The organism is Streptomyces sp. NPDC048671, from assembly GCF_055587045.1.
Map to the genome: position 1 here is coordinate 42,487 of NZ_JBVJHB010000029.1, position 24,651 is coordinate 67,137.

At 70.1% G+C, this 24,651-nt stretch carries 22 protein-coding genes and 1 riboswitch; of the genes, 13 read left to right on the plus strand and 9 right to left on the minus strand.

All coding sequences use genetic code 11. The features are described 5' to 3' along the window. The first annotated feature begins 95 nt into the window (after positions 1–95). The 8 genes from ACZ6S6_RS36705 to ACZ6S6_RS36740 all read left to right on the plus strand — a co-directional run bounded on the left by ACZ6S6_RS36705 (position 96) and on the right by ACZ6S6_RS36740 (position 7,565). On the plus strand, positions 96–746 hold the full coding sequence (locus ACZ6S6_RS36705; RefSeq protein WP_469709365.1) for an alpha/beta hydrolase family protein: 651 nt from the start codon (positions 96–98) through the stop codon (positions 744–746). Between the two features lie 273 nt (positions 747–1,019). Beyond that, positions 1,020–1,676: a sigma-70 family RNA polymerase sigma factor gene (locus tag ACZ6S6_RS36710; protein WP_018105559.1), complete on the plus strand. Its 657-nt coding sequence runs from the start codon at positions 1,020–1,022 to the stop codon at positions 1,674–1,676. After that, a complete protein-coding gene (gene rsrA / locus ACZ6S6_RS36715; protein WP_362957342.1) occupies positions 1,673–1,993 on the plus strand; it encodes a mycothiol system anti-sigma-R factor in 321 nt (106 codons plus the stop codon). Before ACZ6S6_RS36710 ends, rsrA begins: the two co-directional genes overlap by 4 nt. 104 nt (positions 1,994–2,097) lie before the next feature. Continuing rightward, entirely contained in the window at positions 2,098–3,570 is a 1,473-nt protein-coding gene (locus ACZ6S6_RS36720) for an HD-GYP domain-containing protein (RefSeq protein ID WP_469709366.1), read from the plus strand. Further along, entirely contained in the window at positions 3,567–4,802 is a 1,236-nt protein-coding gene (locus tag ACZ6S6_RS36725; protein WP_362957336.1) for an HD-GYP domain-containing protein, read from the plus strand. Before ACZ6S6_RS36720 ends, ACZ6S6_RS36725 begins: the two co-directional genes overlap by 4 nt. A gap of 91 nt (positions 4,803–4,893) precedes the next feature. Continuing rightward, positions 4,894–5,886 (plus strand): tetratricopeptide repeat protein, encoded by a 993-nt coding sequence (locus tag ACZ6S6_RS36730; RefSeq protein WP_250967742.1) that lies wholly within the window; start codon positions 4,894–4,896, stop codon positions 5,884–5,886. A 143-nt stretch (positions 5,887–6,029) separates the two neighbouring features. Next, positions 6,030–6,668 carry a peptide deformylase gene (gene def / locus ACZ6S6_RS36735; RefSeq protein WP_362957333.1) on the plus strand — a complete coding sequence of 213 codons (639 nt, stop codon included), beginning with the start codon at positions 6,030–6,032 and terminating at the stop codon, positions 6,666–6,668. Positions 6,669–6,833: 165 nt separating this feature from the next. Further along, positions 6,834–7,565 (plus strand): D-Ala-D-Ala carboxypeptidase family metallohydrolase, encoded by a 732-nt coding sequence (locus ACZ6S6_RS36740; protein WP_362957330.1) that lies wholly within the window; start codon positions 6,834–6,836, stop codon positions 7,563–7,565. Between the two features lie 52 nt (positions 7,566–7,617). Here ACZ6S6_RS36740 and ACZ6S6_RS36745 read toward each other — a convergent pair whose 3' ends face one another. Both ACZ6S6_RS36745 and ACZ6S6_RS36750 read right to left on the minus strand, forming a co-directional pair. After that, positions 7,618–9,501, minus strand: a complete 1,884-nt coding sequence (locus ACZ6S6_RS36745) for a family 20 glycosylhydrolase (protein WP_469709367.1) — start codon at positions 9,499–9,501, stop codon at positions 7,618–7,620. Between the two features lie 131 nt (positions 9,502–9,632). Further along, positions 9,633–10,607 (minus strand): helix-turn-helix domain-containing protein, encoded by a 975-nt coding sequence (locus ACZ6S6_RS36750; protein ID WP_362957325.1) that lies wholly within the window; start codon positions 10,605–10,607, stop codon positions 9,633–9,635. A gap of 81 nt (positions 10,608–10,688) precedes the next feature. On the opposite strand from ACZ6S6_RS36750, the gene ACZ6S6_RS36755 reads away from it, so the two are divergent. Further along, positions 10,689–10,901, plus strand: a complete 213-nt coding sequence (locus ACZ6S6_RS36755) for a hypothetical protein (RefSeq protein ID WP_362957322.1) — start codon at positions 10,689–10,691, stop codon at positions 10,899–10,901. On the opposite strand, the gene ACZ6S6_RS36760 is transcribed toward ACZ6S6_RS36755, so the two are convergent. From ACZ6S6_RS36760 to ACZ6S6_RS36785, 6 genes are all read right to left on the minus strand, one after another. Next, positions 10,898–11,914 carry a ribonucleotide-diphosphate reductase subunit beta gene (locus ACZ6S6_RS36760; RefSeq protein ID WP_362957319.1) on the minus strand — a complete coding sequence of 339 codons (1,017 nt, stop codon included), beginning with the start codon at positions 11,912–11,914 and terminating at the stop codon, positions 10,898–10,900. The two genes, ACZ6S6_RS36755 and ACZ6S6_RS36760, sit on opposite strands and share 4 nt — an antisense overlap. Next, positions 11,914–14,340: a ribonucleoside-diphosphate reductase subunit alpha gene (locus ACZ6S6_RS36765; protein ID WP_469709369.1), complete on the minus strand. Its 2,427-nt coding sequence runs from the start codon at positions 14,338–14,340 to the stop codon at positions 11,914–11,916. The genes ACZ6S6_RS36760 and ACZ6S6_RS36765 overlap by 1 nt, the downstream gene beginning before the upstream one ends. A 154-nt stretch (positions 14,341–14,494) precedes the next feature. Continuing rightward, positions 14,495–14,593, minus strand: a riboswitch (adenosylcobalamin-variant (AdoCbl-variant) riboswitch). 78 nt (positions 14,594–14,671) lie between these two features. Next, positions 14,672–15,184, minus strand: a complete 513-nt coding sequence (locus ACZ6S6_RS36770) for a GNAT family N-acetyltransferase (RefSeq protein WP_469709371.1) — start codon at positions 15,182–15,184, stop codon at positions 14,672–14,674. Positions 15,185–15,314: 130 nt separating this feature from the next. Continuing rightward, positions 15,315–16,943: a monocarboxylate uptake permease MctP gene (mctP, locus tag ACZ6S6_RS36775; RefSeq protein WP_362957310.1), complete on the minus strand. Its 1,629-nt coding sequence runs from the start codon at positions 16,941–16,943 to the stop codon at positions 15,315–15,317. After that, a complete protein-coding gene (locus ACZ6S6_RS36780; RefSeq protein ID WP_362957592.1) occupies positions 16,940–17,146 on the minus strand; it encodes a DUF3311 domain-containing protein in 207 nt (68 codons plus the stop codon). The genes mctP and ACZ6S6_RS36780 overlap by 4 nt, the downstream gene beginning before the upstream one ends. Positions 17,147–17,478: 332 nt before the next feature. Then, positions 17,479–18,249, minus strand: coding sequence for a GntR family transcriptional regulator (locus tag ACZ6S6_RS36785; RefSeq protein WP_362957589.1), 771 nt, complete (start codon positions 18,247–18,249; stop codon positions 17,479–17,481). Positions 18,250–18,530: 281 nt separating this feature from the next. On the opposite strand from ACZ6S6_RS36785, the gene ACZ6S6_RS36790 reads away from it, so the two are divergent. From ACZ6S6_RS36790 to ACZ6S6_RS36805, 4 genes are all read left to right on the plus strand, one after another. Further along, positions 18,531–19,832, plus strand: coding sequence for a sugar ABC transporter substrate-binding protein (locus tag ACZ6S6_RS36790; RefSeq protein ID WP_362957307.1), 1,302 nt, complete (start codon positions 18,531–18,533; stop codon positions 19,830–19,832). Positions 19,833–19,967: 135 nt separating this feature from the next. Continuing rightward, the gene (locus tag ACZ6S6_RS36795; RefSeq protein WP_469709373.1) at positions 19,968–20,963 is read left to right on the plus strand and encodes a carbohydrate ABC transporter permease; all 996 of its coding nucleotides are present in this window, start codon (positions 19,968–19,970) and stop codon (positions 20,961–20,963) included. Continuing rightward, the gene (locus tag ACZ6S6_RS36800) at positions 20,960–21,817 is read left to right on the plus strand and encodes a carbohydrate ABC transporter permease (protein ID WP_362957301.1); all 858 of its coding nucleotides are present in this window, start codon (positions 20,960–20,962) and stop codon (positions 21,815–21,817) included. Before ACZ6S6_RS36795 ends, ACZ6S6_RS36800 begins: the two co-directional genes overlap by 4 nt. Positions 21,818–21,825: 8 nt before the next feature. After that, positions 21,826–23,382, plus strand: a complete 1,557-nt coding sequence (locus ACZ6S6_RS36805; protein ID WP_362957298.1) for a glycoside hydrolase family 3 protein — start codon at positions 21,826–21,828, stop codon at positions 23,380–23,382. Between the two features lie 296 nt (positions 23,383–23,678). On the opposite strand, the gene nagB is transcribed toward ACZ6S6_RS36805, so the two are convergent. Then, positions 23,679–24,464, minus strand: a complete 786-nt coding sequence (gene nagB / locus ACZ6S6_RS36810; protein WP_362957586.1) for a glucosamine-6-phosphate deaminase — start codon at positions 24,462–24,464, stop codon at positions 23,679–23,681. Between the last annotated feature and the right edge of the window lie 187 nt (positions 24,465–24,651).

Genomic DNA, 24,651 nt, shown 5'->3' on the forward strand with positions numbered 1-24,651 from the left:
CGGGAGACGGGAGACGGGAGGCTGGACACGGGACACGGGACACGGGACCCGGGTCGCACCGGCGCCGGCCGCGCCGGACTTGGTTGGATGAGCCCGTGAAAGCCACCGGGTCAGCCCCACGCACCGAAACCGTCGACACCGAGGCCGGGACCGCCCGGATCACCTGGCGGCCCGCCCGTGAACCCCGCCTCCTGCTCGCCCTCGGCCACGGCGCGGGCGGCGGAATCGAGGCCCGGGACCTGCGGGCGCTGGCCGCCGCACTGCCCGCGCACGGGGTGAGCGTCGCTCTGGTGGAGCAGCCCTGGCGGGTCGCCGGGAAGAAGCTCGCCCCCGCCCCCAAGACCCTGGACACCGGCTGGCGCGGGCTGTGGCCGGTTCTGGCTGCTTCCGGGCTCCCGGTCGTCGCCGCGGGGCGCAGCGCCGGGGCCCGGGTCGCCTGCCGCACCGCGTCCGGACTCGGCGCCCGTGCGGTCCTCGCGCTCAGCTTCCCGCTGCACCCGCCGGGCCGGCCGGAGAAGTCCCGCAAGGACGAGTTGCTGGCCTCCGGCGTGCCCACCCTCGTGGTCCAGGGCGGCAACGACCCGTTCGGCAGGCCCGCCGAATTCCCCCCGGGGCAGTACCGGATCGCCGAGGTGCCGCACGGGGACCACGGCTTCGCCGTCCCGAAGCGGTCGGGGGTGACCGAGGATCAGGCGATGGAGATCCTCACCTCGGCCGTGTCCGGATGGCTGGCCGGAATCGTGTGACGTACGCCCCGGGAATGTTGGGCAGGGGGCCACTGTTGTGTCGGATGTCGGTACACCAACGTCGTATGTGGAGAGGGAGTCCGTCGCATGGGTTCGACCATCTGCCCGCGTCGCTCGAACGCCGCTGACCTGGAGTGGACAGTGCTGCATGCGGCCAAGACCACCCCCGAGCGGGCACTGAGCGGATCGGATCGACAGCCCGCGCCGGACCAAGGTCGACTATTCTCCGATTCGAGCGGGTCCGGTTTCGGCTCCGCCACAGCGTTGGAGGAGGTGGGTCCGGTCACTGGGACCGACACAGGGACCGACGACGGCCGCCCGCAGGAGACGACCGCCGAGCGCAACGCGCGCTTCGAGCGCGATGCCCTCGGTTTCCTCGACCAGATGTACTCGGCCGCGCTGCGCATGACGCGCAACCCCGCGGATGCCGAGGACCTGGTCCAGGAGACGTACGCCAAGGCGTACGGCTCCTTCCACCAGTTCCGTGAGGGCACCAACCTCAAGGCGTGGATGTACCGCATCCTCACCAACACGTTCATCAACTCGTACCGCAAGAAGCAGCGCGAACCCCAGCGCAGTGCCGCCGAGGAGATCGAGGACTGGCAGCTGGCCCGCGCCGAGTCGCACATGTCGACCGGTCTGCGCTCCGCCGAGTCCCAGGCCCTGGACCACCTGCCCGACTCCGATGTGAAGTCCGCGCTGCAGGCGATTCCCGAAGAGTTCCGCATCGCGGTTTATCTTGCCGATGTAGAGGGCTTTGCCTACAAGGAGATCGCGGACATCATGGGGACTCCCATCGGTACGGTGATGTCCCGACTGCACCGGGGCCGCCGTCAACTGCGCGGCATGCTGGAGGACTACGCCCGTGACCGCGGGCTCGTCCCGGCGGGTGCCGGTGAGTCGGACGATCGGAAAGGCTCGGGCTCATGAGCTGCGGAGAGCCGCATGAGACGGATTGCTCAGAGGTCCTTGACCACCTCTACGAGTTTCTCGACCGGGAGATGCCCGACAGCGACTGCACCAAGTTCGAGGCGCACTTCGGTGAGTGCTCCCCCTGCCTGGAGAAGTACGGGTTGGAGCAGGCCGTGAAGAAGCTGGTCAAGCGCTGCTGCGGTCAGGACGACGTGCCGGCCGACCTGCGCTCCAAGGTGATGGGGCGGATCGACCTGATCCGCTCCGGCCAGGCGGTGCCCGAGCAGGACGTGACGGTCTCCGACACCGGTCTGCCGGCCGCCGCCAAGGACTGACGCATCACCCGAACGTGCTAATCGCGGCCGTCGGCACTCAGCCGGGACGCCCAACTCGCTAGCCTGGCGCCTCCATTGGCGATGCTGGGGGGCGGGCGGAACGGGTGAGAGCCACACGCGGCGCGGCGCGGGCGTACATCCTGGCCGTCGCGCTCTGCGCGGGTCTGTGCGTACTGCCCGCGCTGCGTCCCGGCGCGGGCACCCCGTGGACCACCCTCGCACTGCTCAGCGGGCTCTATCTGGCCTGTGAACTTCCCGGCCGCTCCCCCTTCTTCCGCGGCTCCGTGCCGGTCAGTGCCGGATCGTTCTTTCCGCTGCTGCTCGCCGCCGCCTTCCTGCTGCCGCCGTCCGCCGCGGCACTGGTCGCGATACCCGGCTCACTCGTCGGCCGGGTGGAGAAACCCCCGGCCGCCGCCCGCCGCGTCTGGCGGGCGGCACAGCTGGTCCTCGCCGTCTGGGTGGCCTCCCGCGTCCACGTCCTGCTCGGCGGTCCCGCCGCGCTCGGCGGCTCCGGACCAGGCCGGCTGCCCGACCTCCCGTACGCGGCTCTGCCCGCATGCGCCGCCGCACTGGCCTTCAGCCTCGTGCTGACCGCGCTGGACGGCTCGATCCTGGCCGCCGCCGAGCAGCTGCCCGTCCGGCGCGCCTGGAGCGGGCTGCTGCCGCGCTCGCTCGGCCCGCACCTCGTGCACGGCCTCGCCGGACTGATGATGGCGGTCCTGTGGAACAGCTCGTACGGGCCGCTGGCCGCGCTCTTCGTCCTGCTGCCGATGTACATCTCCTGCTGGGTCTTCGCCCAGTACCACCGCGAGCACGCCGCGCATCGCGCCACGATCAGGGCCCTGGTGCAGGCCGTCGACATCAAGGACACCTACACCCGGGGCCACAGCGAGCGGGTGGGGCGCGCCTCCGTGCTGATCGCGGATGAGCTGGGCATGGCGCGGGACCGCGTCGAAGTGCTCCGGTTCGCCGGCATCCTGCACGACGTCGGCAAGCTCGGCGTGCCGACCCGGGTGCTGCGCAAGGACGGGCCGCTGACACCGGAGGAACGGCGGGTGATCGAGCTGCACCCGGAGTACGGGCACGAGATCGTCCGGGGCATCGGCTTCCTCGGTGAGGCGCGGGCCGCGATCCTGCACCACCACGAACGGCTCGACGGCAGCGGCTACCCGTACGGGCTGGCCGGCCGCGAGATCCCCGAGTTCGCCCGCGTGGTCGCCGTCGCCGACGCCTTCGACGCGATGACCTCGACCCGGTCCTACCGGCCGGGGCGGCCGGTGCCGCTCGCCGTGGAGGAGCTCAAGCGGTGTGCCGGCACCCAGTTCGATCCGCAGATGGTACGGGCGCTGGCGCGCGGCCTGGAGCGGCACGGGTGGTCGGGGGCGGCGTCGGCGGTGACGGCGGACGAGGTGCGGGTGCCGGTGTCGCGGGACGGTGGAGCGGGTGCCGGGCCCGGCCGGGGGCCGGTGCGTCCTCAATCGCCGGACGGGCTTGATTTTGGCGCTCCGCCGCCGTCGTCGGGCGGCGGGCTCGGTTCCGGTGTGCCGCCCCCGCCCTCCCGGCTGTCCGAGCGGTGAGCGCCACCCCGGTCGTGCGCGGCGCCGCCCTCGCGCTCACCGCCGCCGCGCTCGGGCACACCCTCTGGCTCGGGGTCCACGACCCCGGCCACGCCCTCGCCTTCGGAGTGCTCATCACGATCGGCGAGCTGGCCCGCTGGGGCGCCCTCCCCGGGGAACGGGAGCCCGCACCGCTCGGCGCCGCCGGGGCACTCGCGTACGCCCTGCTCGGCCGCAGCGGCGGGGAGCCCACCGGCCAGGGCGTGCTCCAGGTGATCGCCGTGCTCGTCGCGGCCCAGCTCGTCGCCTCCGTGCCCCATGTCGCACGCGGCAGCGGGCCCGGCCCGGACCAGCTGGCCCGCCGCATCCTGACCGTCGCCTTCGCGGCCGTGTGCTTCCAGCCGCTCTACAACTCCGGCCGGTCCGAGAGCTGGTTCGGCGACGGGCCGTACTACGCGGCGTTCCTGCTCCTGCTGCTCGGCCTCACCGCGCTGTGCGACGCCGTCCTGGGCGCCCTGCTGCTGCGGGCCGGCACCCCTGTCCCGTACGGCCCGCTGCTCCGCGAGGAGCTGCGGGCCCTGACCGGCATCGGATCGGCGGTCTGCGCGACGGGCGCGGTGATGGCGCTCGGGGTCGCCGCGGCCGGGCTGTGGGCGCTGCCCGTGCTGTGCGTACCGCTGCTGCTCACCCAGGTGTCGTTCCGCCGCTTCGTCGCCGTGCGCACCACCTACCGGCAGACCATCGCCTCGCTCGCCCGTTCCACCGAGATCGCCGGATACACCCCGCACGGCCACGCCCGCCGGGTGGCGGAGCTCTGCACGGCCGTCGGCCGTGAGCTGGGGCTCTCCGGGCCCGAGCTCACGGTCCTGGAGTACGCGGCCCTGATGCACGACATCGGCCAGCTCTCGCTCGTCGACCCGGTCAGGGAGGGGGCCACCGCCACACTGCCCGCCGCCGAGCAGCGCCGGATCGCCCTGCTCGGCGGGGCCGTGGTCCGCCAGACCGGGGTCGACGCGAAGGTCGCCGTCGTGGTGGAACGGCAGGCGGACCCCTACCGCGAGCAGCCGCTGTCCGCCAGGATCGTCAGGGCGGTCAACGCATACGACGACCTGTGCGGGGAAAGTATCGGCGGGCCGCTCGGCGCGCTGGAACAGCTCAGGCTCGGGACCGGCCACGACTACCAGCCGCAGGTGGTGGAATCGCTCGCCCGGGTTCTGGCCAGGGGCGGTCTGACCCCCGTCCCACCTGGGTAACCCATGGGTAATGAGCGGGCGTCCGGCCGGGCATGGTTGGATGCGAAGGAGAGCGAAAAACGAGGGTGTCCAGTGGGGACAGGCGGGAATCGTGAGGATCTTCGGGAAGGTACGGCATCGGCCCTCCGCCTCTTGGCGGCAGGCCACGGACCGCGCGTTCACGCTGATCGGCGACGGCCGGTACGAGGACGCGGGCGCATTGCTGACGCGTGCGGCGGACCTGGAGCCCTGGCTCTCCGAGTCATGGTTCAACCTGGCGCTGCTGCACAAGTTCCGGCATGACTGGGAGCAGGCGCGGGCCGCCGGCCTGCGGGCCGTCGCGCTGCTCGACAAGGAGTCCGGCGCCCCCGACTGGTGGAACGTCGGGATCGCCGCCACCGCGCTGCAGGACTGGCCGCTGGCGCGCCGGGCCTGGCAGGCGTACGGGCTGAAGGTGCCCGGCGGCGGGCAGCAGACCCCGGCCTCCAACAGCGAGCCGGTCGGCATGGAGCTGGGCAGCGCGGCCGTACGGCTGTCGCCCGAGGGCGAGGCCGAGGTCGTGTGGGGCCGCCGGCTGGACCCGGCGCGGATGGAAGTGCTGTCGATCCCGCTGCCGTCCTCCGGGCGGCGCTGGGGCGAGGTCGTGCTGCACGACGGGGTGCCGAACGGCGAGCGGATCACCGCGGCCGGGCCCTCGTACCCCGTCTTCGACGAGATCGAGCTGTGGGCGCCGTCTCCCGTGCCGACCTGGGTGGTGCTTCTCGAAGCCGCCACCGAGGCGGACCGGGACGCCCTGGAGCAGCTGGCGTCGGATGCCGGTTTCGCCGCCGAGGACTGGTCCTCGTCCGTGCGGCTGCTCTGCCGGGCCTGCTCGGAGAGCCGGATGGAGAGCGACGAGGGCGACGGCGAGCACCTCGACCCGCACGATCACAGTGAGCCGGGCCACCCCGGACCGCTGGGGCACCGCACCGCCGGTGAGCTGTGGGTGCCGGAGCGTGAGTGCGGACTGGCGGCGCCCGCCGGGCTGGTGCGCGGCCTGCTGGACGGCTGGGTGGCGGACAGCCCGGACAGCCGTGAATGGCGGGATCTCGAAGAAGTCTGCTGACCTGTGCCCTTACGACCTGGTGCACGATAGGGGGCGGATCAGGTCGTTAGGCTGTACGCGCACCGATTCCGGTGCTCGGGCGCCCGGGTTCTCGCGAACGGCGGACCCCGGGTTTCACGTTGTGAGGAAGGCGTACGGCGGACATGGCGCAGCAGGAGACGGACGAGCAGATCAGCGTCGACGACGAGGGTTTCCTCGTCGACACCGAGGACTGTGAGGCGCGTGAGGCGGCATACCGCGAGCGCGGCACCTCGCACCCGATCACGGTCGTGGGCAACCCTGTCCTGCACAAGGAGTGCAAGGACGTCACGGCGTTCGACGACAAGCTGGCCACGCTGATCGACGACATGTTCGCCAGCCAGCGGACGGCGGAGGGCGTGGGCCTGGCCGCCAACCAGATCGGGGTGGACCTCAAGGTCTTCGTCTACGACTGCCCGGACGACGACGGGGTGCGGCACACCGGCGTCATCTGCAACCCGGTGCTCGACGAGCTGCCGCCCGAGGAGCGCGTCCTGGACGACGCCAACGAGGGCTGTCTCTCGGTCCCGACGGCGTACGCCTCGCTGGCCCGCCCGGACTACGCGGTGGTGCGCGGACAGGACGCGAAGGGCAACCCGGTCAGGGTGCGGGGCAACGGCTACTTCGCCCGCTGCCTCCAGCACGAGACGGACCACCTGTACGGCTACCTGTACATCGACCGGCTCTCCAAGCGCGACCGCAAGGACGCGCTCCGGCAGATGGAGGAGAACACCCCGCGCTACGAGATCGTGCCCAACGGCTGAACCGGCTGAGCGCGCGGCCGCGCGGGGGCCCTGCACCGGTACGCCGGGCAGGGCCCCCGCCGCGTCGCCCGGACGTCAACCAACCTTCTCCTGTGGATAGTTGACGCGCGTCGACTCGTCCGACAGTCTCTCTGTCCACACCTTCGTCGTGATAGGGAGCCCCCCATGCTCAGACGTTCAGCGAGACTTCTGCTCGGCCTTGTCATGACCATGGCTTTCGCGTTGGGCGGGGCCGTCGTCACAGCCGGCACCGCCCAGGCCGACGGCTGCTACACCTGGACCCGCACCCTGTCCTCCGGCGCCACCGGCAACGATGTCGTCCAGCTCCAGATCAGGGTCGCCGGATACCCCGGATACAACTCCGTACTCGCCGTCGACGGCTCCTACGGACCGGCCACCACGGCCGCCGTCAAGCGCTTCCAGGCCGCCTACGGACTGGCCGCCGACGGAGTCGCCGGCCCCGCCACCCAGGCCAAGCTCTACGCACTCCAGGACAACGACTGCACACCCGTCCACTTCACCTACGCCGAGCACAACACCTGCAACAGCACCTGGGCGGGCGGTGCCGTCGCGGCGGGCACCGCGAAAGCCAACGCGCTGAGCACCATGTGGAAGCTGGAGGCGCTGCGCCACGCGCTCGGTGACCACCCCATCCGGATCAACAGCGGCTTCCGCTCCACGCCCTGCAACAGCGCGGTCGGCGGCGCGGCCGGCAGCCGCCATCTGTACGGCGACGCGGCCGACCTGGGCGGACTCCCGCTGTGCACCATCGCCCAGCAGGCCCGTAACCACGGGTTCAACGGGATCCTCGGACCGGGCTACCCGGACCACGGCGACCACATCCACGTGAACCAGGGGCCGAGCCACTTCTGGTCGGCGCCCAACTGCGGTATCTGACCTCCGGCACACCTGTGGGGCCCGCCGCACCGGCGGGCCCCACAGGTATGCGTCAGGCGGACCTCGCCGTCAGGCGCGTCCCGCCCGTCGTCTGCACCGCGGCGCCGTCCGCGGCCCGCTCCGTCAGCCGCAGCTGCGAGACGGCGTTGCGCAGGACCAGCGCACCGGCCCCGGCGTCCAGCTGCCAGCGCTGGGTGCGCGCGCCCGCCGCGCAGGTGCCGAGCGACAGCTCGGCCCCCACCTCCAGCGGGGCGCCCAGGTACTTCTTCCCGCGCACCACGTCCAGGCACTGGCCGCTGGAGGCCGAGCGGACCGTGTAGTACCCGTCGTCGGTCGCCGTCAGCGTCCAGCCGTCCGCCGCGCCACGGGTCAGGGACACCCCGGAGTCCGCGCCGGGCGCGAGCGACTTCGCGCCGGCGTCAAGCCGGTACGTGCCGTCGGCGAGCGGGGTGCGGTCGGTGTTCTCCCAGCCGGGCGCGTGACCGATCCGCCGGGCCAGGGCCTCGAAACCGGCGTACGTCTCACTGGGCTTCGGGCCGCCCCAGGTGGCCTGCGCGATGAAGCGCAGCGGCATGAAGACCTCCGCCTCGACCTCGTTCTCGGTCTCGGCCGCCGCGCTGTCCGGCCAGAGGCTGATCTTCGCGCCGGTCAGGTTCGCCGCCGTGGCGGGCAGCGTCTGGCCCTCGAAGCTCAGGGGCGTCCAGTCGCTCTCGTACAGCTTCCGGGTGTCCATCGTGAAGCCGCCGCGCACCAGGTAGAGGGAGTACGCGGAGTTCATCACCGGACGGCCCTCGGCCAGCAGCTCGGACGGCTGCTGGATGGCACCGCCGCCCAGCCAGTGCTCCACGGCGATGTCGCGGTCCAGCGGCACGATGCCGTTGTGGCCGACCAGTCCGTCGTTCCAGATCCGCAGCGACCGGCCGCCGGCCTTCACATGCTCGTTGACCTGGTTGATGAAGTCGACAAAGAGATCGTCCGGGGTGGCCGAGGCGCCGAACCTCGCGGTCGCGGCGGTCTGCAGCTGCGGGTAGTCCGGATACGAGGAGCCGATCATGTACTCGTCGGCGCCCATGTGCCAGGTAGGGGTGTCCCACACCTTCAGGGCCTCGTCCACCAGGGACGTGTAGTACGTCAGTGCCTCGGGCCGCGAGATGTCCAGCCGGGGCGGCGAGGCGACGCCGTCCTTGTCCTTGAGCTGGAGCTCCGGGTGGTTCTCCAGGTAGGTGTCCATGTGGCCGGGGGAGTTGATCTCCGGCACCAGGTCGATGTGGTACTTCTTCGCCATCGCGACCAGGGTGCGGATCTGCGGCTTGGTGTAGTAGCCCCAGAACGCCGACTCCGGGTCGGTGTCGCTCCTGACCTTCGCCTCGATCCAGAGCTGGTTGAGCTTCTGGGAGGCCATGTCCTTCATCAGCCGCTCGAACCAGGGGAGCGAGACGTTGATGTAGCAGGCGCAGACCCCGACCCCGCGCTCGCGGTACGCGGGCACATCGGTCGCCGAACCCCGTGCCGCGCGGCCGTCGTCGTTCAGCAGCTGGAGGACGGTGCGCGAACCGTAGAACACCCCCGTGGAGGTCGCGGCGGTGACCGTGACCCGGTCGCCGACATCGAGCCGGTAGCCCTCCGCGCCCAACGACCCCTTCAGGGAGGCGTCCTGGCGCAGCACGATGTCCCCGGACCGGGCCGCGGACCGGCCCCGCGACACCAAGGGGTGCCCGTTCAGCTCGCCCGCGAACCTCTTCGCGTCGGCGGCGGTGCGCTGCTCCCGTACCCCGTCCAGCACGATCCTGGCCCGGTCGGTGAGGGTGAACTCCCCCTCGCCGGGCTGCCACTGCCGCAGCGAGGGCAGCACCTCGGGCGGGGGCGCCGCCGCGGGTGCGTCCACGGCCGAGGCGCTCTGCCAGGGCAGCAGAGTGGCGGCGAGTGCGGCCACCACGGCCCCGATGGTCCTTCGTCTTGCCGTCCGGATGTCCATCCGTCAGACCCTGGCCCCCTCGCCGGGGCCCGGTCCATGGACAGGTGAGGGAAACGGTTGGACGAATGATCGGAGGTCACCTCGGATGAGGATCAGGCCACTTCGGTCACGGCGGAGGGGCCGCGGAAGGTCCGCCGGTACGCGTGTGGCGTGGTGTCCAACGAGCGTACGAACTGATGGCGCAGCGCGGCGGCGTTGCCGAAGCCGGTCTGCCCGGCGATCGTGTCCATCGTTTCATCCGATGTCTCCAGGAGGTGCTGTGCCAGCAGCACCCGTTGACGCAGCAGCCAGCGGTAGGGCGTGGTGCCCGTCTCCTGCTGGAAGCGCCGGGCGTAGGTGCGGGGCGACATGTGCGCCTGGGCGGCGAGCTGTTCTACGGTCACCTCCCGGTCGAGGTGCCGCTCCATCCAGGCGAGGGTGTCGCCGACCGTGTCGCAGCGGTCGCGGGGCAGTGGCCGCTGGATGTACTGCGCCTGCCCGCCGTCGCGGTGCGGCGGCACCACCATGCGGCGGGCGATGGTGTTGGCGGCGGCGGGGCCGTAGGCCTGGCGGACCAGGTGCAGACAGGCGTCGATCCCCGCGGCCGTGCCCGCCGAGGTGATGACGGAGCCCTCGTCCACGTACAGCACGTCCGGCTCGACGGCCGCCAGCGGGAAGCGGCGGGCCAGGTCGTCGGCGTGCCGCCAGTGCGTGGTGCAGCGGCGGCCGTCCAGCAGTCCGGCCGCGCCCAGCACGTACGCCCCCGAGCAGACGCTCAGGACCCGGGCGCCGCGCTCCACGGCCCGGCGCAGGGCGTCCAGGACCTCCCGCGGGTACTCCCGCTCCGCGAAGTGGCCGCCGGCCGGTACGGCGATGAGGTCGGCCTCCTCCAGGCGGTCGAGCCCGTACGGGGTGCTGATGGTGAACCCGGCGTGGGTCCGCAGCGCGGGGCCCTCGGCGGAGACCACGGCGAAGTCGTGCACCGGGAGGCCCTCCTCGCTGCGGTCGAGCCCGAACACCTCGCAGATCACGCCGAGTTCGAAGGGGTTGACCTCGTCGAGGAGCAGGGCGGCGACATTCTTCAGCATGGCCCCAGTGTGGCAGTAATTCGATGTCTTATGACAGTCCTGCCACTGACGGATTCCGCCCGGCCGGACGACAGTAGAGGCATGAACACATTCCTGAACCTCCTGGGCATAACCGCCGTTATCGCTCTCGTCCTGCTCCCGGCGCTGATCGGGATCGCCCGCGAACTCCGCATCGAGCGCGCGCTCCGGGAGGCGGAACGGGGCCGGAGAGCCGCACCACCGCAAACGGCGGACGCCGCGCGGCCGGTGAAGGCCGCACGGCGTCCGTACGTCAGGAGCTGGGCGAGGGTCTAGAACTCGTCGTCGAAGCCGACCGTGCCCTCGACCGCCACCTGGTACGCGGAGGGGCGGCGCTCGAAGAAGTTCGTCAGCTCCTGGACGCCCTGGAGCTCCATGAACGAGAACGGGTTCTGCGATCCGTACACCGCGGGGAAACCCAGCCGGGCGAGCCGCTGGTCGGCGACGCACTCCAGGTACTCGCGCATGGACTCGGTGTTCATGCCCGGCAGTCCCTCGCCGCACAGGTCGCGGCCGAACTGGAGCTCCGCCTCGACGGCCTCCTTCAGCATGTCGGTGACCTGCTGCTGGAGGGCGTCGTCGAAGAGCTCCGGCTCCTCCTTGCGGACGGTGTCCACGACCTCGAACGCGAAGCTCATGTGCATGGTCTCGTCACGGAAGACCCAGTTCGTCCCCGTGGCGAGGCCGTGCAGCAGGCCGCGCGAGCGGAACCAGTAGACGTACGCGAACGCGCCGTAGAAGAACAGCCCCTCGATGCACGCCGCGAAGCAGATCAGGTTCAGCAGGAAACGGCGGCGGTCGGCCTCCGTCTCCAGCTGGTCCATCTTCTCGACGGAGTCCATCCACCGGAAGCAGAACTGCGCCTTCTCGCGGATGGAGGGGATCTCCTCGACCGCGTCGAACGCGGCCGCCCGGTCGTCCGGGTCGGGCAGATAGGTGTCGAGCAGCGTCAGATAGAACTGGACGTGCACGGCCTCCTCGAAGAGCTGCCGCGACAGGTACAGCCGCGCCTCGGGGGAGTTGATGTGCTTGTACAGCGTCAGCACGAGGTTGTTGGAGACGATCGAGTCACCGGTCGCGAAGAACGCGACGAGCCGCCCGATCATGTGCTGCTCGCCCGGCGACAGCTTGGCGAGGTCGGAGACGTCGGAGTGGAGGTCGACCTCCTCCACCGTCCAGGTGTTCTTGATCGCGTCCCGGTAGCGCTCGTAGAAGTCCGGGTAGCGCATGGGCCGCAGGGTCAGTTCGAAGCCCGGGTCGAGCAGGTTCTTCTTCTCGGATGTGCTCATTACTGGCAGGCCTCGCAGGACTCGGGGTTTTCGAGGGAGCAGGCGATCGCGTCCGCGTCGGGCGCGGCCGCCTGCTGTACGGGAATGGGGGCGGCGGCCGCGGCCTGGCCGGACGCCGCACGGGCGATCCGGGTCGCCGGGCGCGAGCGCAGGTAGTACGTCGTCTTCAGCCCCTGCTTCCAGGCGTACGCGTACATCGAGGAGAGCTTGCCGATCGTCGGCGTCTCCAGGAACAGGTTCAGCGACTGGCTCTGGTCGAGGAAGGGCGTACGGGCCGCCGCCATGTCGATCAGTCCGCGCTGCGGGATCTCCCACGCCGTGCGGTACAGCGCCCGCACGTCCTCGGGGATCCACGCGAAGCCCTGCACCGAGCCGCTCGCCTCGCGCAGCGCCTCACGGGTCCGCGCGTCCCACACGCCGAGCCTCTTCAACTCGTCCACCAGGTACGCGTTGACCTGGAGGAACTCACCGCTGAGCGTCTCGCGCTTGAAGAGGTTGGAGACCTGCGGCTCGATGCACTCGTACACGCCCGCGATCGAGGCGATCGTCGCCGTCGGCGCGATGGCGAGCAGCAGCGAGTTGCGCATCCCGGTCTTCGCGACCCGGGCGCGCAGCGCGTCCCAGCGCTCCGGCCAGTTCAGCTCGGTGTCGTAGTGGTCCGGGTGCAGCACACCGCGGGCGGTCCGCGTCTCGGACCAGGCGGGCAGCGGGCCCGACCGCTCGGCCAGCGCGCAGGAGGCCTCGTACGCGGCGAGCATGATCCGCTCGGAGATCTTCGTCGACAGGGCCCGTGCCTCGGAGGAGTCGAACGGCAGGCGCAGCTGGAAGAAGACGTCCTGGAGACCCATCGCGCCCAGGCCCACCGGCCGCCAGCGGGCGTTGGAGCGGCCCGCCTGCTCGGTCGGGTAGAAGTTGATGTCGACGACCCGGTCGAGGAAGGTCACCGCGGTACGGACGGTGGCGTCCAGACGCTCCCAGTCGATGGTGCCGTCGGCGACGAACGCGCCGAGGTTGACCGAACCCAGGTTGCAGACGGCCGTCTCGCCGTCGTCGGTGACTTCGAGGATCTCCGTGCACAGGTTCGACGAGTGCACGACGCGGCCGGGCTCGGCGGTCTGGTTCGCGGTCCGGTTGGAGGCGTCCTTGAACGTCATCCAGCCCTGGCCGGTCTGCGCGAGCGTCCGCATCATCCGGCCGTACAGTTCACGGGCCGGCATCGTCTTGCGGGCCAGGCCCCTGGCCTCGGCCGCCCGGTACGCGGCGTCGAACGCGTCGCCCCACAGGTCGACCAGCTCGGGCACGTCGGCCGGGGAGAACAGTGACCAGGTGCCGTCCGCGTCGACCCGGCGCATGAACTCGTCCGGGATCCAGTGCGCCAGGTTGAGGTTGTGCGTGCGCCGCTGGTCCTCACCCGTGTTGTCGCGCAGCTCCAGGAACTCCTCGATGTCCGCGTGCCAGGTCTCCAGGTAGACCGCGGCGGCGCCCTTGCGCCGGCCACCCTGGTTCACCGCGGCGACGGAGGCGTCGAGCGTCTTCAGGAACGGGACGATGCCGTTGGAGTGCCCGTTGGTGCCCCGGATCAGCGAACCGCGGGCGCGGATACGGGAGTACGAGAGGCCGATGCCGCCCGCGTGCTTCGACAGCCGCGCCACCTGGTGGTAGCGGTCGTAGATCGAGTCCAGCTCGTCCAGCGGCGAGTCCAGCAGGTAGCAGGAGGACATCTGCGGGTGCCGGGTGCCGGAGTTGAAGAGCGTGGGGGAGGAGGGCAGGTAGTCCAGCCGGCTCATCAGCCGGTACAGCGCGGCGACCTCGTCCAGGGCGCGCTCGGAGTTGTCCTCCGCGAGCCCGGCGGCGACGCGGAGCATGAAGTGCTGCGGGGTCTCGATGACCTGGCGGGTCAGCGGGTGGCGCAGCAGATAGCGGCTGTGCAGGGTGCGCAGCCCGAAGTAGCCGAAGCGGTCGTCGGCGCCGTCGTCGAGGGCCTGTCCGACCAGCGCGTCGAGGGCGGCCGCGTGGAGGGTCACGAACTCGGCGGTGCGGTCCGCGATCAGGCCCTCGCGGTGTCCGACGGCGACCGACGCGGAGAAGGACGTCGCGCCCTGGCCGGCCGCCTCGTCCGCGATGGAGCGGGTGAGGAGGCGGGCGGCGAGCCGGGAGTAGGCGGGGTCCTCGGAGATCAGGCCCGCGGCGGCCTCGGTGGCCAGCGAGCGCAGCTCGGCCTCGTCCGACCGGGCGTTGCGGCCGCGCAGTGCGGCGCCGGCGACGCGTCCGGGGTCGGTGTCGGGCAGATCCGCGGTGAGGCCGGTGAGGGTTCGCAGCAACGCGGTTCCCGGTCCGTCCTTCGCGGGTGCCGCGGACAGGTCCGTCCCGGACTCGGCTGCTTCGGACTCGGCCGCTGAAACCGGATCGGCTGGCGCGATGGTCACGTGGTGCTCTCCCTCGCTCGGCTCTGGGCCGGCGGGGGATCGGGGGCAGCCGGGCGGAGCCGGACCCTGGGCAGGGCAGCACTCCGCGCGGCGTCCACCGGCCCATCCACGAGGCCCGGACGTCTGGGCATCCGGATCGGTCGAGCCGGATGCGCTGTCGGCAGGTCCTCGGACTCACGGGTGCGCAAAAGCGCACCGAACATACCGTTGCGGGACAGTTCCGGATTCGCACCGGATTTCCCTGCGGCGACAGCGAGCACGAGCATACATGTGGGGGCAGTCGGATGCGGCAGCCCCCACATGTTGTGTCGTGCAACTCAACAGCGCGGCTTCATGGCGTCGGCCGGAGGTCCAGGCGGTAGGTCAGCAGCGACAGCCCCTCGATGGGATACCAGTCCCTTTCGGGGGTCCGTACGAAGCCGAGGCGCCCGTAGATCCTATGGGCGCCGTACATGGCCGACTGCGTCGACAGGGTGATCCCCGTGACCCCCGCGGTGGCCCGTGCGCGGTCGATACAGGCCCGGACGAGCGCCTCGCCCGCCCCGGCCCCACGAGCCTCGCGAGAGACCGCGAGCATCCGGAACTCGGCCTCGTCGGCGGCCGCGATGTCCGCCCACCGATTCCCCGGCGGGGCGTACGTCACGCCGCCCAGCACCCGCCCCCGTGCGTCCGCCGCGACGAGCACCTCGGCCTCGGCGGCCCGCCGGGCGACGTCCCGCAGCTGCGTCAGATACGGATCGTCGGCGCCGAAGTCCAGCAGCCCGTCCCCGAGATAGGCCTCGGCGGTGATCTCGCCGAGGACCGGGTACTCGGCGGGCACGACCGGCCTGATGGTGATGTCCATGCCCGGAAGTGTGCCGCACTCCGCACGCCCGTTCGCGGGAATTCCCGGGCACGCCGGGCCACCCGCGCCCGGCACGCGAACGGGCCGCCGCACCCCGGAGCGGGGGAGCGGCGGCCCGTGAAGCGGTGGGTCAGTGACCGCCCGGCGCCCCGGCCGTGGCCGGCGGGAGCTGGGCCTTCACGCCCGGGTCGCCCGCGTCCGCGGTGTAGTCGCCGGGCGAGGTCTCGTCGACCCCGGCAGGCGCCTTCACGGCGTTCAGGACGAAGGTGAGGACGACGGTGACCACGATGTTCAGCACGAACGCCGTCAGGCCGATGTAGCCGATCTCGCCGAGGCCCGGGATCTCCTTGGAGGACCCGCCGAAGTGGGCCTGGGTCGGGCTGGCGACCCCGTACGCGGCGGCCGTCCCGTAGACCATGCCGACCGCCCAGCCGGCGAGCAGCGCCCAGCGGTGGAACCACCGGGTGAACAGGCCGCCGACCAGGGCCGGCATCGTCTGGAGGATCCAGATCCCGCCGAGCAGCTGGAAGTTGATCGCGACCGTCTTGTCCATGGTGAGGACGAAGGCGAGCGCGCCGACCTTCACCAGCAGCGAGACCGTCTTGGAGACCTTGGTCTCCTGGGCGGGTGTCGCGTCGGGCTTCAGGAAGTCCTTGTAGATGTTCCGGGTGAACAGGTTCGCCGCCGCGATCGACATGATCGCCGCGGGCACCAGCGCGCCGATGCCGATGGCGGCGAACGCCACGCCCGCGAACCAGTCGGGGAACATGTTCTCGAAGAGCTGCGGGATCGCCAGCTGGCCGTTGTCCACCTTGACCCCGGCGGCGATCGCCATGAAGCCGAGCAGCGCGAGCAGCCCCAGCATCAACGAGTACAGCGGCAGGATCGTGGTGTTGCGGCGGATCACGTTGCGGCTGCGGCTGGAGAGCGTCGCCGTGATGGAGTGCGGATACATGAAGAGCGCCAGCGCCGAGCCCAGCGCCAGCGTGGCGTAACCCCACTGCCCCGACCTGGCGGGTGCGAGCGCACCGGTCGGCTTGCCGCCCGGCGGGCCCGCGAACTTCTCCTGCGCGGAGGCGAAGATGTCGTGGAAGCCGCCGAGCTTGATCGGGATGTAGATGATCGCCACGAGGATGACCAGATAGATCAGCCCGTCCTTGACGAACGCGATCAGCGCGGGCGCGCGCAGGCCCGAGGAGTACGTGTACGCGGCGAGTACCGCGAACGCGATCAGCAGCGGCAGGTCCTTGACGAACCAGCTGGTGTTCTCGCCGCCGCCGACGCCCATCACGTCCAGCACCGCCTGGATGCCGACGAGCTGGAGCGCGATGTACGGCATGGTGGCGAGGATGCCGGTGACGGCGACGGCGAGGGAGAGCCCCTTGGAGCCGAAGCGGCCGCGGACGAAGTCCGAGGTGGTGACGTAGCCGTGCTTGTGCGAGACCGACCACAGGCGCGGCAGGAAGGTGAAGATCAGCGGGTACACCAGGATGGTGTAGGGCACCGCGAAGAAGCCGGCCGCGCCGGCCGCGTAGATCGCCGCCGGCACGGCGACGAAGGTGTACGCGGTGTAGAGGTCGCCGCCGAGCAGGAACCAGGTGACCCAGGTGCCGAACGACCGTCCGCCCAGGCCCCATTCGTCGAGGCTGGCCTCGTTCTCGGCCTTGCGCCAGCGGGCCGCCATGAAGCCGACGACCGTCACGGCCAGGAAGAAGAAGATGAAGACGCCGAGCGCGACGCCGTTCACGCCGTCCTTCATGCCGACGCACCCCCCTTGCGGGCGCGCTGGTCACGCTGCCACAGCTTGTACGCGGTCATCGTGAGTGCGGTCGAGATCAGCACCCAGAGCATCTGGTACCAGTAGAAGAACGGGATGCCGATGAAGGCCGGGTCGATCTTGGCGTACGAACTCACCCAGAGCATCGCCACGAACGGCGCGATGAGGCAGAGGGCGATGACCACCCGCACGGGTGTGACGGTGGGTGGCGTTCCTCCTGGGTCCGCTGGCTTTCCTTCTGGGTCTGCTGGCATGGCGGCGACTCCGTCCCCTCGCTGATCACCTGTTGTAACGCGCAGGGAAATCTAAGTGAGCGTCCGTGCCAGCGTCACCCCCTGTCCGCATTGCGGTCCGGCAACGGTCTTCCGGGCGGGGGAGGTTCGCCCAAATGGCCCTGAGCGCCGGAGAGTTGGTTCAGACCAATGGCGGTACGAAGGGGCTGTCCGGGGAGTGGAAAACCCCCGTGGAAGCGCTTCCACGGGGGCTGTTGGGGTTGCTGCGCCGGGGCGGCGCCCGCTCAGTCCAGTGGACGCTTCAGGCGGGCCACGAACTTGTAGCGGTCGCCGCGGTAGACCGAGCGGACCCACTCGACCGGCTCGCCCTGTTCGTCCAGTGAGTGCCGGGACAGCATCAGCATCGGCAGGCCCACGTCCGTACCGAGCAGCCCGGCCTCGCTCGGGGTGGCGAGGGAGGTCTCGATGGTCTCCTCGGCCTCGGCCAGCCGCACGTCGTACACCTCGGCCAGGGCCGTGTAGAGAGAGGTGTACTTCACCAGCGAGCGCCGCAGTGCGGGGAAGCGTTTGGCTGAAAGGTGAGTGGTCTCGATCGCCATCGGCTCACCGCTCGCCAGCCGCAGCCGCTCGATGCGCAGTACGCGGCCGCCGGTGGTGATGTCGAGGAGCCCGGCGAGCGTGTCGTCGGCCGTGACGTACCCGATGTCCAGTAGCTGGGACGTCGGTTCCAGTCCCTGGGCGCGCATGTCCTCGGTGTACGAGGTGAGTTGCAGGGCCTGGGAGACCTTCGGCTTGGCGACGAAGGTGCCCTTCCCCTGGATGCGCTCCAGCCGGCCCTCGACGACCAGTTCCTGGAGCGCCTGGCGCACGGTGGTGCGCGAGGTGTCGAACTCGGCGGCCAGGGTCCGCTCCGGGGGCACGGGGGTGCCTGGCGGCATCGTGTCCGTCATGTCGAGGAGATGTCGCTTCAGCCGGTAGTACTTAGGTACGCGCGCGGTGCGCGTACCCGCGCCCGCGCTCGTCCCGTTCTCCGTACTGCCCCCGTCGGCACCCATGGCCCGCCTTCCCGACTGCTGCGTTGCTGCCGTCACCGGCTCCTCCGTCTGTCGCGGCTCACATGGTGGCACGGTCCGGTCACGGCTCGTCGCCCTCCCTCAGATGTCGGTCCTATAACGGACGCGAGTGCACTTCTTATACACCCTTGACACCCCTAAAGGTCTAGGCCAAGCTCCCGGTACTGGTCTAAACCATTAAAGACCAGGTTCCAGCCCCAGCAGTACTCGTCGACGTGTTTTGCGCGGTGGGCAGGGGTTGCAGCATCCCTGAGGAGGGTGGCGTGAAGCGCAAGCTCATCGCGGCGATCGGCGTCGCGGGCATGTTGGTTTCGATCGCAGCGTGTGGTTCGGACGACGACAAGACATCGTCGAAGGACCCGAAGGACCGCAACGAATCGCTCACCGTCTGGCTGATGTCGGACGCACAGAGCACGTGGCCTGAACTGGTGAAGGATGTCAATACCCAGTTCAAGACGAAGTACCCCAACGTCAAGGTCAACGTTCAGTACCAGACCTGGGCCGACAAGGCCAAGAAGCTCGACGCCGCCCTGGCCGGCGACAAGTTCCCCGACGTCGTGGAGCTCGGCAACACCGAGACCATGACGTACATCCTCAACGGGGCACTCGGCGAGATCGACCCGAAGAAGTACGAGAACTCGGACACCTGGATCAAGGGTCTGAAGGACACGTGCGCCTTCGAGGGCAAGCAGTACTGCGTTCCCTACTACGCCGGCGCCCGCGTAGCGATCTACAACAAGGACATGTTCAAGGCCGGCACCGGCAAGGACACCCTCCCCGCCACCCAGGACGAACTGACGGCCGCCCTGGACAAGATCGGCGAGAAGTACGGCAAGGACAAGGCGTTCTCGCCGCTGTACCTGCCGGGCCGCTACTGGTACGCCGCGATGTCCTACGTCGCTGCCGAGGGCGGCCAGATAGCCAAGTACGACGAGGGCAAGAAGGAGTGGAAGTCCGCTCTGTCGACCCCGGAGGCCCAGAAGGGCATCACGGACTTCGTCGACCTGGTCAAGAAGTACAACCACGGTGACAAGACGAAGGACGAGGCGGACCACGCCAACGTCATGGCCAACGAGAAGACCGCTCTTCTCTACGGCAACGGCTGGGAGGCCGGCAGCGTCGTCGACTCCAAGTCGAACGGCAACCCGAAGCTGACCGACAAGATCGGCACCGCGGGCATGCCCGGCCCGAACGGCAAGGCGCTCCCCTCCTTCATCGGCGGCTCCGACCTCGCCACCATCTCCAAGTCGAAGATCCAGGACCTCGGCGAGGAGTGGATCTCGATGTTCACCTCCGAGAAGTCGGAGGAGGTCCTCGCCTCGAAGAACATCCTTCCGAACAACACCAAGCAGCTTGAGCCCCTGAAGGACAAGCCGGAGACCGCGGCCATCGCCAACGCCGTGCCGGACGCCTGGTTCACTCCGATCGCCCCGGGCTGGACGGCGATCGAGAAGAAGGAAACCCTCGAGATCATGCTGCTCGACATCATCAAGGGCAAGTCGGTCGAGGAGGCCACCAAGGCGGCCGACGCGGAGATCGACTCGATGATCAACAAGGAGTCCTGAGCCCCGAGCTCACAGATTCCGAGCCGGTGAGGACATGAGCCACCGGTTCACCTGATCGTCTGCGGGGGTGGCGGGCCCGAAAGGGACTGTCACCCCCGCCCTCCGGTACCCGGTCCGAAACGGAAGGCAAGCACAATGAGTGCCGCCGATATGAAAGCAGCCGACCCGCCGGTGTCCGTCCCGCGGGCTCCTGAGGGTGCGGATCCTCAGCTCGCGAAGAACGTGAACCGTAAACCGCGGAAGGCCGGCGCTCTGCTGCCGTACCTCCTCATAGCACCGGCGTTCGTCGCCATCGCCGCAGTCTTCGTCTGGCCCTTCATCAAGACGGTCATCATGTCCTTCCAGGACGTGGGCCGCCGCGAGCTGTGGTCCGGCTCCGCGGCCCCCTGGGTGGGCTTCGACCAGTTCACCAACATCCTCGGGGACAGCGAGTTCTGGGACGTCGTCTGGCGCACCATCATCTTCATGGTGGTCTGCGTCTCCGTCACCATGGTCGCGGGCCTCGGCCTGTCCATGATCATGCAGCGGATGGCCACCTGGGTCCGGCTGCTGCTGACCGCCGCGCTGGTCGCCGCCTGGTCGATGCCGCTGCTGGTCGCCACCTCGATCTTCCGCTGGTTCGCCGACTCCGACTACGGCGTCATCAACATGGTGCTGACCAAATACCTGGGGATCGACGCACAGGGCCACAACTGGTTCCTCGACCCCAAGCAGGGCTTCGTCATCATCGGCGCGGTCGTCGTCTGGGGCGCCATTCCCTTCGTCTCCGTCACCCTGTACGCCGCGCTGACCCAGGTTCCCAAGGAACTCGAAGAGGCCGCGTCGCTCGACGGAGCCGGCACGACAGGCGTCTTCCGCTACGTCACCTGGCCGGTCATCAAGCCCGTGTTCCAGATGGTCGCCACTCTCTCCGTGCTCTGGGACTTCAACGTCTTCGGCCAGATCTTCCTGATGCGCGGCAACAAGCCGGAACCGGAGTACTCGGTTCTCGGTATCTATTCGTTCGAGAAGGCATTCGAGTCCAACTCGTTCAGCCAGGGCGCCGCCATCTCGCTCATCACGGTCCTGCTGCTGTCCGGAGTCGCCGTGTACTACCTGCGCCAGCTGCTCAAGATCGGAGAGGTCGAGTGAGCGCCTCCACCCCCCAGGTCCTTCGCCCGGACCGCAAGAAGCACCGCATCGGCTACAACATCGCGGGCCTCGTCGCCTTCGTGCTGATGGCCTTCCCGGTCTACTGGCTGGTCATCAGCTCCCTGCGGCCGAACGCCGAGATCCGGAGCTACGACCAGACGCTCTGGCCCACGTCGATCACCTTCGACAACTTCTCCCGCGCCATCAACCAGCCGAACTTCGGTACGGCCATCCAGTCCAGCCTGATCGTCTGCGGCGTCGCCGTGCTCGGCGGCATGCTGCTCGCCACGATCGCCGCGTTCGCGATCGGCCGCTTCCGGTTCCGCGGCCGCAAGTTCTTCATGATCGTGCTGCTCGTCGTCCAGCTGCTGCCCCCGACGGCGATGCTGATCCCCATCTACATCCAGCTCAACGACCTCGGCGGGCTGAACGAGTACTGGGGCGTCATCGTCATCTACCTGGTCTCCACGCTGCCGTTCGCGACGTGGATGATCCGCGGTTTCGTGATCAACATTCCGCCGGAGCTGGAGGAGTCGGCCATGGTCGACGGCTGCAGCCGGATGGGCGCCTTCTGGCGGATCACCTTCCCGCTGCTGGCTCCGGGTCTCGCCGCCGCGTCGATCTTCTCGCTGATCACCGCCTGGAACGAGTACCTCCTCGCCTACGTTGTCCTCCAGGACAACGACAAGTACACCCTCAACGTGTGGCTGATGAACTTCACGACCTCGCGGGGCATCGACTACGGCGCGCTGATGGCCGCCTCGACAATGATCGCGATTCCGGTCGTGGCCTTCTTCCTGCTGGTGCAGAAGTACATGGCGACCGGTCTCACCTCCGGTGCCGTGAAGGGATAACGCCACCCATGACCACCCTCGTATCCACCACGGACACCGTCACCCGCGACGCCCTCGCCGTTCTGCAGCCGGGGTTCACGGGCACCACCGCCCCGGACTGGCTGCTGCGCCGGGTCGGCGAAGGCCTCTCCTCCGTCGGCCTGTTCGGCCGCAACATCCAGACGCCCGAGCAGCTTTCCGCGCTCACCGCCCAACTCCGCGCCGAACGCGATGATGTGCTCGTCGCGATCGACGAGGAGGGCGGCGACGTCACCCGGCTGGAGGTGCGGCACGGCTCCTCCTTCCCCGGCAACCTGGCGCTCGGCTCCGTCGACGACGTGGCACTGACCCGCGCCGTCGCCCAGGAGCTGGGCCGCCGGCTCGCCGACTGCGGTGTCAACCTCAACTGGGCGCCGTCCGCGGACGTCAACTCCAATCCCGGCAACCCGGTCATCGGGGTACGGTCCTTCGGCGCCGAACCCCACCTGGTCGCCCGGCACACCGCCGCGTACGTCGAGGGCCTCCAGGCCGCCGGCGTCGCCGCCTGCACCAAGCACTTCCCGGGGCACGGCGACACCGCGGTCGACTCGCACCACGCGCTGCCGCGCATCGACGTGGACCTGGAAACCCTGCACGCCCGTGAACTGGTGCCCTTCCGGGCGGCGATCGCGGCGGGTTCCAAATCGGTGATGAGCGCGCATATCCTGCTTCCCGCGCTCGACCCGCACCGCCCGGCGACGCTGAGCCCGCAGATCCTCACCGGTCTGCTGCGCGAGGAGCTGGGTTACGACGGCCTGATCGTCACCGACGCCGTGGAGATGCAGGCCATCGCCTCGACGTACGGGATCGAGCGCGGCTCGGTCCTCGCGATCGCGGCGGGCGCCGACGCGCTCTGTGTCGGCGGCGGCCTCGACGACGACAGCACGGTGCTCCGGCTGCGCGACGCGCTGGTCGCGGCGGTCCGTGCCGGTGAGCTGCCCGAGGAGCGGCTGGCCGACGCGGCCGCCCGGGTACGGGCCCTCGCGTCCTGGACGCGGCGGGCCAGGGGGGCTGTCCCGGAGCCGGGCGCGGCAGTGCAGGAGGGGACCGCGCCCGGCACCGGGGACAGCACGGGCATCGGCTCCGACATCGGCCTGGTCGCGGCCCGCCGCGCGGTCGTGGTGACCGGCACGGCCGAACCGCTCACCGGGCCGGCGTACGTCGCCGCGCTCACCCCGGTCGCGAACATCGCGGTCGGCGACGAGACCCCCTGGGGCGTCGCCGCCGAACTGACCCGGCTGGCGCCGGGCACCGGGACGGACACGTACGACAGCGAGCACGAGGCGCTCGCGGCCGATGTGCTGCGGGCCGCGGGGGAGCGGCGCATCGTCGCGGTCGTCCGCGACGCGCACCGCCACCCGTGGATGACCGAGGCCCTCGACGCGCTGCTGGCGGCGCGTGCGGACACGATCGTGGTCGAGATGGGCGTCCCCCAGGCCGAGCCCAGGGGCGCCTTCCACATCGCCACCCACGGAGCGGCCAGGGTCTGCGGCCTGGCAGCGGCAGAAACGATCACATCGCCGAAACCAAGCCCGTCCAACGATTGAGCCCAGGCCTTACGCCGGTCGGGCGCGCCAATTCAAGCCCGTCCGGCGACTGAGCCCAGGCCTTACGCCGGTCGGGCCGGCGAATTCAAGCCGGTCCGGCGATTGAGGACAAGACGTCCATCAGGACGCCCCCGCACACATCAAGCCCGTCCGGCGATTGAGGACAGGCCTTACGCCGGTCGGGCCGGCGAATTCAAGCCCGTCCGGCGATTGAGGACAACGCGTCCAGCAGGACGCACCCGCACACAGAAGGGCCGGGACACCCCAGGGTGCCCCGGCCCTTCCGCACGGAAAGCCTAAATACCCTGCCACAGCGGCTTCGCCGCAAACGTGGCGCGGAAGTAGCCCGCCAGCTTCAGCTTCGACGCCGCCGCCTCGTCGACCACGATCGTCGCGTGCGGATGCAGTTGCAGCGCCGACGCGGGCACGACCGAGGCCAGCGGCCCCTCGACCGTCTGCGCCACCGCGTCGGCCTTGCCCTCGCCCGTCGCGAGCAGGACCGCGTGGCGGGACTCCAGGATCGTGCCGATGCCCTGGGTGATCACGTGGTGCGGCACCTGCGCGATGTCGTTGTCGAAGAAGCGCGCGTTGTCGACCCGGGTCTGCTCGGTCAGCGTCTTGATCCGGGTACGGGAGGCGAGCGAGGAGCACGGCTCGTTGAAGCCGATGTGACCGTCGGTGCCGATGCCCAGCAGCTGGAGGTCCACCCCGCCGGCCGCGGCGAGAGCCTCGTCGTAGGCCTCGCAGGCGGCCTGGACGTCCTCGGCGGAGCCGTCGGGGCCCATGAACGAGGCCTCGGACAGCCCGAGCGGCTCGACGACCTCGCGCAGCACCACGGAGCGGTACGACTCCGGATGGCCCGCGGGCAGCCCGACGTACTCGTCGAGCTGGCAGATGCGGACGCGCGAGGCGTCCACGGCACCGGAGCGGACCCGGTCCGCCAGTGCCTGGTAGATGGGCAGCGGGGTCGAGCCGGTGGCAACGCCCAGAAGGGCGTCGGGCTTGCGGCTCAGCAGGGTGCCGATGGCCCCCGCGATCAGTTCGCCGCCTGCCTTGGCGTCCGGGACGATGACAACTTCCACGCGGGGCCTGCCGATCTGGAGTGACTGCATGTGGTATAGACCAATCAAACTCCTAATCTAGCAGACCCCGCGCACGGGGACACGGCCCCGGGTACCCGTCCGGCGAACTGTGAGCGACTCGTCCCGCGATCCCCGCCGGACGCCGTCCGCTGGCGGGCCCGCGGGGGCTCGTGTTCGACTTGGCCGA